This window comes from Streptococcus halitosis, assembly GCF_003143695.2.
Lineage (GTDB): Bacteria > Bacillota > Bacilli > Lactobacillales > Streptococcaceae > Streptococcus > Streptococcus halitosis.
On sequence record NZ_QEMY02000003.1, the window covers coordinates 135,187 to 145,432 of the forward strand.

Consider the following 10,246-nt stretch of genomic DNA (forward strand, 5'->3'; position numbering starts at 1 on the left):
ATCTATTCCATTTTACACACAAAGTGAATAATTGTCAAGAGAAAAGCAACCATAAACTTTTATTATTTTTACTTTCTTCTTTTGAAGATGAAATAAATCACTAAGATGCAGAGAATCAATCCCAAAACAGCTGGTTTCACAATCGATATGCCACTTCCTCCGCTAAATAAAAGACTATGGGCAACCTTCAGAAACGCTCCGATCACTACCGTTGCTAATAATCCATACCAACGTCTACTCCACGTTAAGGATATAATCGCCGTAAAAAATGCTAGAATCGTCGCCAGAATAATAACTTTTTCAATACTCCATCCGCTCGTAAAATAAGTCTTCTCAAAATTCAAAAACTCAATTACTTTTACATCAACTATTTCCGGCTTTGGGAACCAGAACATGCTAGTAAATAGGCAAAATATAGAAAAGAAAATCAGGCTATAGGATTTTTTATAAGCTCCCATTACAATTGGAATAATAAAGAGAGGGCGAATATACCAACTCAGAGTATTCTGGTGTCTAGTAAACGCCCACTCAAAAAAGCTCGTATCTGATAAAAAAATGACAATGATAGCAATCGTTAGAAACAAGAAAACAACCCCACCTATTTTATCTAACGTTTTTATTTTCATAACTTTTCCCTTCTTGAATTCATAAGATTAATCTATCCATGGCAGATTTTCGCTAAGTGAGTTATCAACCCCTAATCGTTTTAGTGGTAAAATATTAATGTTCTTCCAACCACGCTTTTATTCTATTGTCAAGATATCTATTTGCTCATCGTTAACGATAATTGCTTGGTGGTTATGAAGCGGTAGCAATTCAAGCTGCTTTTCATACATTTCAAAGGTCTTTTTGCTACTATCAGTAAAAGGCTCCTCACCATAATGTGGAAGGATGTAAAACTCCACTTCATCCAATCCCGCTGTATCAGATAACTCTGTCGCTACCGTCTTGTCGTCCATGAGTTTATTGTAGTCAATATCCTTGGCTGTAATGATAGCCCCTGCTGATTCTCCCACATAGACCAACCCATCTCTTATTTGCTCTTTGATGAGAGATAGGAGTTGCTTTTTCTTCAATTCTTGCAATAAATAAAAGGTATTCCCGCCTGAGATATAAAGAATCTTACTTTGGAAAATCTTTGCCTGTGCAGTTTCTCGATCACAAGAAGCGATATCTAGAACCTCTATCTCAAATCCTAAATCTTTGAATGTTTGCTGAGCCTCATCGATATAGGCAGTATAGTCCTCTTTGTTCCCAGCGGTAGGAATAAATAAAACCTTATTTTCTAGATTCTTTTCCTTTGCATAATCGCTAAAAAGCTTTTTGACTCCAGCAAAGTATGAACATAAAAATAATTGTTTCATGATTGTACCTCCATTAATGTTTAACAATTTTATAAAGGATCCATGATCCCTTGCTTTGACTAGTTACGAGCTCAAATCCTACTGACAACAAGAATCGTCTAAATGCTTCTTCGCTTTGAACCTCTGGTAAAAAGTAAGACAACTTGTTATATTCACAAGCCAGTAAGAGCATCCCGTCTGATTTGAGTATTCTTCGAAGTTCCATAAAAGAAGCCTCTAGGTCCCGCCAATGAAAATGAGTTTGAAAGGCTGTGATTAAATCAACACTTTCATCAGAAAAGCCTGTCTCCCTAACGTCTCTTCGTTCAAAATTTAGATTAGTCATCTCTACCTGTTTGGCTTGAGATATTGCAGTATCTGAAATATCGATTCCAGTTATGGTACTTTGCGGAAAAGTTTCTTTCAGCAGGATGGTTGAACGACCATTCCCAACTCCTACATCTAAGATTACAGGGTAAAATGTCCTATCCAGATGACGAATTGCCCATACAAACATGGGGAGATAGGCTCGATTCCACAATTTCATCATTCGTTTTCCTAGAAAGCCCGAAGGACTCTTTGATTGCTGAATTAAGCGACTAAACAGAAACATTAAAAGTAAAAAACAAATAAAACCGATTATATAAATCAAAGTTCGAGCCCCCCCGTATAGCTATATTATACCACTTTAGCAGGATAGTGGACATTTGAAGTAAAAAGCCACTCACTCCAAAGAGCAAGCGGTTCTTGTAATTTTTATTTTTCAAGTAAGCTGAGCGCTTCAGCATCCGCAATAATAGTCACATCAGGGTGGTTTTGTAGGCTACTTGCTGGGAGGTTCTCAGTCACTGGGCCTGATACTGTGCCAGCAATGGCTTCTGCTTTCGACTCACCGTAAGCAAAGAGAATAATTGACTTGGCATCCAAGATGTTTTTAATCCCCATTGAGATGGCTTGAGTTGGAACGTCTTCAATCTTGTCAAAGAAGCGAGCATTGGCTTCGATTGTAGACTGGTCTAAGTCTACAAGGTGTGTCTGGCTATCAAAGGCAGTTCCTGGCTCATTAAATCCGATATGTCCATTGCGACCAATTCCCAAGATTTGCAAATCAACAGGATGGTCAGCCAAAATTTGATTGTAGCGTTCAACTTCTTCTTCAGCATTATCCTTAACACCACGTGGCAAGAAGCTTTCCTTAAATGGTTTTTGGTTGAACAAGTTTTCCTGCATGAAGTAACGATAAGACTGTGGATTGTCCCCATCAAGCCCTACATACTCATCAAGGTTCACACTGGTTAGATTTGAAAAATCAAGGTCACTCTCAACGATTTCCTTGTAAAACTCAAGCGGGCTGCTTCCTGTTGCAAGTCCTAATGTTTGAGCACCATTGGCCAATTTTTCCTTCAAAATCTCAAAAGCTACTTTTCCACCTTCGACTTGATTCTCAACTTTTATAACTTTCATTTTATATCCTCCATGTTTCTATATTTATTATATGGTATAGACCAATTTTTGTCAAGTGAAAACGATTTAATTTCTAAAAAAAGAGCGCCCAAACTTGAAACGTGTTATAATGGATAAGATTAGAACTTAGAAAGAATGATGAAAAAATGAATACAGCTGATTTTGATTTCCACTTACCAGAGGAATTGATTGCCCAAACACCCCTTGAAAAACGAGATGCCTCCAAGCTCCTCATCGTAAACCGGGAAACGGGAGAAATGCAGGATAAACACTTCCACTCCATTATTGATATGCTGGAACCTGGAGATGCACTCGTTATGAATGACACCCGCGTTCTTCCTGCCCGCCTCTATGGCCAAAAAGAAGAGACAGGAGGCCATGTGGAACTTCTCCTACTCAAAAATACTAGTGGTGATGAGTGGGAAGTTCTGGCTAAACCTGCCAAACGCCTCAAAGTTGGCACTCGTGTCAACTTTGGCGATGGTCGCCTCAGCGCTGTCGTTACGGAAGAATTGACCCACGGAGGCCGCATTGTCCGCTTCGAATACCAAGGAATTTTTCTAGAAGTCTTGGAAAGTCTAGGTGAAATGCCACTACCACCCTACATCCATGAAAAACTGGATGACCGTGAACGTTATCAAACCGTCTACGCTAAAGAAAGTGGCTCTGCTGCAGCACCGACTGCTGGCCTCCACTTCACCAGAGAACTGCTAGCAGAAATCCAAGCCAAGGGTGTCCATTTGGTTTATTTGACTCTCCACGTTGGTTTAGGAACTTTTAGACCTGTTTCTGTGGACAATCTGGACGAACACGAAATGCACTCCGAATTCTACCAACTTTCTGAGGAAGCAGCAGCCACTCTTCGCTCTGTTAAGGAAAATGGTGGACGCGTCATCGCTGTCGGAACCACCTCTATCCGCACGTTAGAGACTATTGGTTCCAAGTTTGACGGGCAAATCCAGGCTGATTCTGGCTGGACCAATATCTTTATCAAACCTGGTTACGAATGGAAGGTTGTGGACGCCTTTTCAACCAACTTCCATCTGCCAAAATCAACTCTCGTCATGTTGGTTTCTGCCTTTGCAGGCCGTGAATTAGTCCTAGATGCATACCAGCACGCTATTCAAGAACGCTACCGTTTCTTCAGTTTCGGTGATGCCATGTTTATCTATTAAGAAAATCCCTATTAGGAAACCTAATAGGGATTTTTCTAATCATTCCATACTAAACTTTGGATCTTTCAAACTCTGAACACTGGCATTGATAACTGCTCCGATAATCAAAATCTTAGCAATAAGAATAAACCAGAACATCATGACTACCACGATAATGGAACTGAAAAAACGGACATCAACTAGGTGATTAACATAGTTATTAAAATAAACAGAAAAGATATTCAATAAACCGATAAGAGTTAGCAAAACAAAGATACTTCCTGGTAAAACATAGCGGATTCGTGGTGTTTTTACTTTTGGAAGGAAATAGTAAATCATGACTAGAATGGCAAAGATCAAGGCATAGACCAGAGGGCCTGTAAAATCTTGCAGGTAGGAAAATAGCGGGCTGTCTGATTGCCAGTAAGTTTTGAGGAGGTTGAGCAACATGCGACCAAACATACTCAAAAACAAGGCTAGGGCAAAAAGAATCTGCAAGCCAAGGCTAACAAGCAAACTCATCAACTGATGGGAGATAATCCCTCGACTCTTGGTCACTCCATAGGCTTTATTAAAGGCTTTTTGAAGGAAATCCATTGATTTTGAAAAGGTCCAGAGTGCAGATAAAACGGCAAAACTCAACAAACCAGTTGATGGTTGAGTCAGAACTTCTCGGACAATCTTGGCGACCACATCATACACCGTATCAGGCAAAAATTCCTTGATCGTAAGTAAGAAATTTGAGACCGGAATCTGAAAATAAGGCAAAATATTGACCATTATCATTAGCAAAGGAAAGATTGAAATCAACCAATAGTAGGCAACCGCAACACTGGTCAACTCACTATCAGACGCTTGATAATAATGCAAAAAAGCTTTCAATAAGGGCCTGTCCATCAGCTCTTTCCACCACTTTTTCATCTTCCATCCTCCGTCATTTTCTTCATCATCTAAGTTCTTCTGATTAAATCTAGCATATCATAAGGTAAAGTATTTGCAGCCTCTTTCAGAGAATAATTCTCTAAATTATTCACATTTTGGCGTAGTTTTTTGGCATACTTGGCTGTTATCAGTTTAGCTTCTTCGTATTCAAAGATTGCCTTACGTTCGAGATAGTAGCCTCGTAGCATTTCATCGATATTGTTTGGCTTGATGCGATTGATAACCCGCTCAACAAAGGCACCACTTCCGATAATGGCCGTCTCGCGTAGACGAGACTCTTGCATAAAACTAATCAGAGAACTCTTGTAAACCCCTTTGAGGTTTTCCAAACTCTCGATAATCAGCTCTGTATTTTCCAAATACAACTCTGAAATCTGATCATAGTCAACTGCTAGTAGTTTACGAGATTCTTCATTCATCCAACTACGGAAAGTTTTGCCAAAGGTAAACATTTCATGGAGTAGAAAGCGCAGTATCCGTAAAGAAACAAGGAAATAATAAGTCACTCTAGAAGCGAAATTCCGATTGATACTCTGCTCCATGTTTTTTAGGTAACGTTGGTAAACTCGATAGCCACGCTCGCTGATTCTATTTTCTTCGTAGGCTTGCTCCAAACCGTCACTCTCAATACTCAAGATAAGAAGCTTGAGGGACTCCCAGTCCTCTTGGACTCTTTTATTTTCCTGACTAAGGATGAGGTTTTCAATCCGACCATGATAATTATCAATAGCTGCATAAAGAGGAAGTTTGTTCTTGTGATGGTCCAGCTCTTTTTCTAATTCTGCAGCCACATCATTCAGAATCGCAATATGCATCAAATGGTCCTTGCTTTCCTCTTGTTCCTCAGATAAGTGAGGGAGGACTAGTAAACCCGTTAAAAAGCTCAACAGTGTAACGCCTGCTACAAGGAAGAGTAATAAAGGATATTCCTGCTCCAAATGACTTGGTATGAGGAGAATGGTCGCGATAGATACTGTCCCTTTGACACCAGAGAAGGTCAAAAGAAGCATATCTTTCATGTACTTATGAATTTTTTTCTTAAGTCGACGCGTCCTCACAAAGTAAAAACCAGCAATCATGACAAAGCGGATCGCAAAAAGCAAGAAGGTCAGAACGACAACCGAAATCAGTAAAAGAAGGGGATTGTAGAGAGAATTAGACAAGATTGGCTCTGCTATCAACTCTAATTCCATTCCCAGGATAACAAAGACTGATCCATTTAGCATAAAGGTCACGGTGTGCCAGACGGTCTCCGTCACGGTGTCAACCTGAGCCTCAAGGAGCGTAATTTTTTTGAATCGACTAGCCTTCAAAATACCTGCAACCACTACTGCGATAATCCCTGAAACATGAAACTCTTCTGCGATGAAAAAGGTCATGAGTGGCAAACTTAGCTCTAGCAATAGTTCACTGGCTATATCTATCGCTCGCACACTCAGTAAAAAGGTATGCAAGAAACGATTGACCATAGCCGTCACAAAACCGACTACAAAACCACCAAGGATGGAAAGTGCTAGGGAAGTCCCAGCTTGGCTGAAAGAAAAAGTTCCTGTTGTCCAAGCAGCCAGGGCCATCTGAAATGCAACCAACCCAGAAGCGTCATTTAAGAGCCCTTCCCCTTTTAGAATATTAGAAACCCGTTTAGGAAAACGAAAACGTTCAGAAAGAGATGCAAAGGCAACCAAATCTGTTGGCCCAAGTGCCGCTCCAACTGCTAAACAGGCAGCTAAAGGAAGAGTCATCCAAAGGAAGTGAGCCATGCCCCCCAAGCTTAAGGTCGAGATAAAAATCACAGGAAAGATCAGAAAGACGACAATCCGCCAATGCTTCAAAATGGACGTAATATCCGCTTCTTCTGCCTCCCGGAAAAGTAAGGGACCAATAACCATGGCCAGAAACAGCTCTGTATTGAGATGAAAGTCCGCATCGGGAACGAATAAACCAATCCCAACCCCCAAAAGGATTTGCACAAGAGGAAGGGGCAAAAAAGGGAGAAGTTTATTGGTCGTAGTTGAAATGATTAAGACAAATAAAAATAGAATCAAGTAAATGAGTAATTCCACACAATTCCTCCTTAATCTTTTTTACAACAAGATTCAAAAATCTCCTTTTGCTCTTGGATTTTCTGATCAATCTTAGAACAGTCTTTGTGCTCAATTTTTTTCTGGCATCGTTCCATTTCAAGAGCCACTAATTTTTTCTTGATTTTAAGCATTTTCTTGCTCATATGTGCTTCGTCGAGCACCCCGACTGCTCGCTCGTGATGCGTTGACTCGACAAAATTTTGGCGCATTGCCTCAAGCTTCTCACGAAGGTATTGTTTATCCATGTCTATACCTTTCTAATTTTTCAATCATAACTAAAAACGGTGGATTATTAACTTGGTTGAGAGTCCGATAAATGGCAGCTGTATACTCTTGTTGGTTCAACTGGCTAACAAAATCCAATACAGCATCCCTCTCGGTGTCTCCTCCTTCATGACCATAGTAAATCATAATTGCAATCCGTCCCCCTTTGACAAGCAAGTGACACAGCTTTTCTAAGGCTTCGATAGTAGTCTGAGGTTGGGTGATGACGGATTTGTCAGCAGAAGGTAAATAACCAAGATTAAAAATCCCTGCCTTAGCTTCTGTCACAAACTGGTCTAGTGTCTCATGACCTTTCAAGATTAACTGGGCATTTTTCATTCCAGCCTGATCCAAACGCTCTTGCGTCTTCTCCAAAGCCTGCTCCTGAATATCAAAGGCATAGACTTGCTTGGCTAGCTTGGCTAGAAAAAGGGTATCATGCCCATTACCCATGGTCGCATCCACAACAATATCCTCTTTTGTCACGACTTCAGCTAAAAAATCATGCGCCATCTCAAGTGGTCTTTTCATTTTCAAACTCCTGTTTTACAGCCTTACAGCCCTGAACACTTCCTCGGCGTCTCATTTCAGTTTCAATAGCATTTAGCACTTCCCATTTATTGAGGCTCCACATAGGGCCAATCAGCATATCTCTCGGTGCATCTCCTGTAATTCGATGGATGACGATATGCTTGGGAATGATTTCTAGTTGGTCACAAATGACCTTGACATACTCATCCTGACTCATCAGTTGCAAGCGTCCTTCGTGGTAATCTCGCTGCATCCGTGTATTGGTCATGAGGTGAAGCAAGTGCAGTTTAATTCCTTGAATATCATTATCCGTAACACAGCGACGGACATTTTCGACCATCATCTCATGAGTCTCACCAGGCAAACCATTGATCAAATGGGAAACAATCTCAATTTTGGGATATTTCCTCAAGCGTTTTACTGTTTCAACATACAATTCATAAGAATGGGCACGGTTAATCAGGTCAGAGGTTGCTTCAAAGGTTGTCTGTAAGCCCAATTCTACAGTCACATGCATGCGTTCCGATAACTCAGCCAAATATTCGATGGTTTCATCGGGTAAACAGTCTGGTCGTGTTCCGATATTAATCCCTACTACACCTGGCTCGTTGACAGCCTGCTCGTATCGCTCCCGAATCACTTCCACCTTTTCATGGGTGTTGGTAAAGTTTTGAAAATAAACCAGATACTTTTTAACTTCTGGCCACTTGCGGTGCATAAAGTCAATTTCCTTATAAAATTGCTCACGGATAGGGGCATCCGGTGCCACGATGGCATCTCCAGAACCTGAAACCGTACAAAAAGTACAACCACCGTGAGCTACAGTTCCATCCCGATTGGGACAGTCAAATCCCGCATCAATAGGAACTTTGAAAGTCTTTTCTCCAAAAAGTTTTCGATAATAATCATTCAAGGTATTATAAGATTTCATAACTTTCATTATAACAAAAAACACCTACAATCTCAAAAGCCTGACTTTCCTACAAATTCCCTTGTTTCTCATTTCCTTTAGCGTTTTTTTATGATACAATATGGGTATGATTTTAATGAAAATAGCATCTATTTTATTATTGATATTAACCTTGGTGGTTTGCTTTATTGTCACCAAGCTTTTCGGACTTAGGAAAATAGGATTTAATTTCGCGGATCTAGCTTTTCCACTGTTGGTATTTGAGTACTATCTGATTACTGCTAAAGCCTTTACCCACAACTTTCTACCGCGACTTGGTGTCGCACTTTCTCTCCTAGCAATCCTCCTTGTAATCTTTTTCCTTGTCAAAAAACGAAGTTTTTATTACCCTAAATTCATCAAATTCTTCTGGAGAGCCGGTTTTCTCCTTACCTTAATCATCTATATAGCAATGATTGTCGAATTGATGATGGTAAAATAATTACCAACCCAGTATTAAATGCTGGGTCTTTCTTTTACTCTTATATCTAAAAAAGACCAGAGGAATCCTCTGGCCTTTTTATCACAGATTAAACCTAAGAAAAACAAATGGAAACTATCTTTCTCACGCTAGATTATTTATTTTTACGGCTTACAAAGTACAATCCACTAGTCACTGACATCAAAGCAAGTCCTGCAACTACTGCTGCGTTAGATGATTTTTCACCAGTGTTAGGAAGTTGAGGTTTTGGACCTGGTTTTCCTGGTTCTGGATCTTTTGGCTTGTTTGGCTCTGGATTCTGTGGTTTGTTTGGTTCTGGGTCTTTTGGCTTGTGGTGATTTACAATATTAGTGCCAATTACTTCAGATGTATAACCATCAACTGGAACTTCTACTACAGAGTATTTGAATTCTGTACCTTTAGTATCTTTATAACGCTCAAGTTCTGTGAACTCATAAGTCCAACCAGTTGCTTCTGAAGCTACCGCAGTCTTACCAGTGTCTTGACCATCGGCAAGAAGTTTAACTGTGATAGATGCTGGACGGATACCGTCTTTGTTATTTTCATCATTCCAGATCTTCTTACCTTTTACAGATGTTTTCACTGGTGTGTATTCATTGGTAACTGTGTACTTACCATCTTTGTCCGTAGTAACTGTTGAAGTATATTCTTTCACGGCCACTTCTTTGACAGTGTACTTGATTTCTGTACCATTTTCATACTTAGGAAGTGGTTTTGATTCGAACTTCCAACCAGTTGCTTCTGAAACTTCAATTTCTTGAACGAGTTCAGCTTTTTCGCCTTCACCCTTAAAGATTTGAACTTTCACAGATTTAGTACGTTTGCCGTCTTGGTTATTGTTGTCATCCCACACCTTAGTTCCTGAAAGAACGACTGTTTCTACGTCATGAGTGTTTGTTACCACTTGACCAGTCACAGAGGCTTCATAACCAGCTGGTACATCTACTTCATCGATAGAGTAAGTGATTTCTTTACCAGCTTCGTATTGTGGAAGATTTGTGAAGGATGCTACCCAAGTGTTAGCGTCGGTCTTATCCTTAGCTGACAAGGTC

The 10,246-nt window shown here is 40.2% G+C and carries 12 protein-coding genes; 2 read left to right on the forward strand and 10 right to left on the reverse strand.

The window, feature by feature from the left end; all coding sequences use genetic code 11:
* Positions 1 to 68 precede the first annotated feature (68 nt).
* From DB729_RS07970 to DB729_RS07985, 4 genes are all read right to left on the reverse strand, one after another.
* Positions 69 to 626, reverse strand: coding sequence for a hypothetical protein (locus DB729_RS07970; protein ID WP_007518365.1), 558 nt, complete (start codon positions 624 to 626; stop codon positions 69 to 71).
* A gap of 117 nt (positions 627 to 743) precedes the next feature.
* Positions 744 to 1,364 carry a Type 1 glutamine amidotransferase-like domain-containing protein gene (locus DB729_RS07975; protein ID WP_109289456.1) on the reverse strand — a complete coding sequence of 207 codons (621 nt, stop codon included), beginning with the start codon at positions 1,362 to 1,364 and terminating at the stop codon, positions 744 to 746.
* Between the two features lie 13 nt (positions 1,365 to 1,377).
* Entirely contained in the window at positions 1,378 to 1,995 is a 618-nt protein-coding gene (locus tag DB729_RS07980; protein WP_109289455.1) for a class I SAM-dependent methyltransferase, read from the reverse strand.
* A 104-nt stretch (positions 1,996 to 2,099) separates the two neighbouring features.
* A complete protein-coding gene (locus tag DB729_RS07985; protein WP_109289454.1) occupies positions 2,100 to 2,807 on the reverse strand; it encodes a glucosamine-6-phosphate deaminase in 708 nt (235 codons plus the stop codon).
* Between the two features lie 146 nt (positions 2,808 to 2,953).
* Between DB729_RS07985 and queA the strand changes: the two genes are divergently transcribed.
* Complete coding sequence (gene queA, locus DB729_RS07990; protein ID WP_033606109.1) at positions 2,954 to 3,982, forward strand: tRNA preQ1(34) S-adenosylmethionine ribosyltransferase-isomerase QueA; 1,029 nt, start codon at positions 2,954 to 2,956, stop codon at positions 3,980 to 3,982.
* Between the two features lie 39 nt (positions 3,983 to 4,021).
* Here queA and DB729_RS07995 read toward each other — a convergent pair whose 3' ends face one another.
* Genes DB729_RS07995 through mnmL form a run of 5 tightly spaced genes read right to left on the reverse strand, consistent with a single transcriptional unit; the run spans position 4,022 to position 8,722 of the window.
* Positions 4,022 to 4,882, reverse strand: coding sequence for a YihY/virulence factor BrkB family protein (locus DB729_RS07995; protein ID WP_033606110.1), 861 nt, complete (start codon positions 4,880 to 4,882; stop codon positions 4,022 to 4,024).
* Positions 4,883 to 4,911: 29 nt separating this feature from the next.
* A complete protein-coding gene (locus tag DB729_RS08000; RefSeq protein WP_033606111.1) occupies positions 4,912 to 6,966 on the reverse strand; it encodes a cation:proton antiporter in 2,055 nt (684 codons plus the stop codon).
* Positions 6,967 to 6,977: 11 nt separating this feature from the next.
* Positions 6,978 to 7,232 carry a hypothetical protein gene (locus DB729_RS08005; protein ID WP_000361094.1) on the reverse strand — a complete coding sequence of 85 codons (255 nt, stop codon included), beginning with the start codon at positions 7,230 to 7,232 and terminating at the stop codon, positions 6,978 to 6,980.
* Positions 7,225 to 7,782, reverse strand: coding sequence for a tRNA 5-(aminomethyl)-2-thiouridylate-methyltransferase MnmM (gene mnmM, locus DB729_RS08010; RefSeq protein WP_000828419.1), 558 nt, complete (start codon positions 7,780 to 7,782; stop codon positions 7,225 to 7,227). Before mnmM ends, DB729_RS08005 begins: the two co-directional genes overlap by 8 nt.
* Positions 7,766 to 8,722: a tRNA modification radical SAM protein MnmL/YtqA gene (mnmL, locus tag DB729_RS08015; RefSeq protein ID WP_109289452.1), complete on the reverse strand. Its 957-nt coding sequence runs from the start codon at positions 8,720 to 8,722 to the stop codon at positions 7,766 to 7,768. Before mnmL ends, mnmM begins: the two co-directional genes overlap by 17 nt.
* A gap of 91 nt (positions 8,723 to 8,813) precedes the next feature.
* Here mnmL and DB729_RS08020 point away from each other — a divergent pair, with 91 nt between their 5' ends.
* On the forward strand, positions 8,814 to 9,173 hold the full coding sequence (locus DB729_RS08020) for a DUF3397 domain-containing protein (protein WP_033585581.1): 360 nt from the start codon (positions 8,814 to 8,816) through the stop codon (positions 9,171 to 9,173).
* Between the two features lie 133 nt (positions 9,174 to 9,306).
* On the opposite strand, the gene DB729_RS08025 is transcribed toward DB729_RS08020, so the two are convergent.
* Positions 9,307 to 10,246: Cna B-type domain-containing protein (locus DB729_RS08025; protein ID WP_125080842.1), on the reverse strand; the 940-nt coding region annotated here is incomplete at its 5' end.

Coding starts and splice junctions, on each gene's coding strand:
- DB729_RS07970 (WP_007518365.1), bottom strand. CDS start 626: ATGAAAATAAAAACGTTAGATAAAATAGGTGGGGTTGTTTTCTTGTTT.
- DB729_RS07975 (WP_109289456.1), bottom strand. CDS start 1,364: ATGAAACAATTATTTTTATGTTCATACTTTGCTGGAGTCAAAAAGCTT.
- DB729_RS07985 (WP_109289454.1), bottom strand. CDS start 2,807: ATGAAAGTTATAAAAGTTGAGAATCAAGTCGAAGGTGGAAAAGTAGCT.
- queA (WP_033606109.1), top strand. CDS start 2,954: ATGAATACAGCTGATTTTGATTTCCACTTACCAGAGGAATTGATTGCC.
- DB729_RS07995 (WP_033606110.1), bottom strand. CDS start 4,882: ATGAAAAAGTGGTGGAAAGAGCTGATGGACAGGCCCTTATTGAAAGCT.
- DB729_RS08005 (WP_000361094.1), bottom strand. CDS start 7,232: ATGGATAAACAATACCTTCGTGAGAAGCTTGAGGCAATGCGCCAAAAT.
- mnmM (WP_000828419.1), bottom strand. CDS start 7,782: ATGAAAAGACCACTTGAGATGGCGCATGATTTTTTAGCTGAAGTCGTG.
- mnmL (WP_109289452.1), bottom strand. CDS start 8,722: ATGAAAGTTATGAAATCTTATAATACCTTGAATGATTATTATCGAAAA.
- DB729_RS08020 (WP_033585581.1), top strand. CDS start 8,814: ATGGGTATGATTTTAATGAAAATAGCATCTATTTTATTATTGATATTA.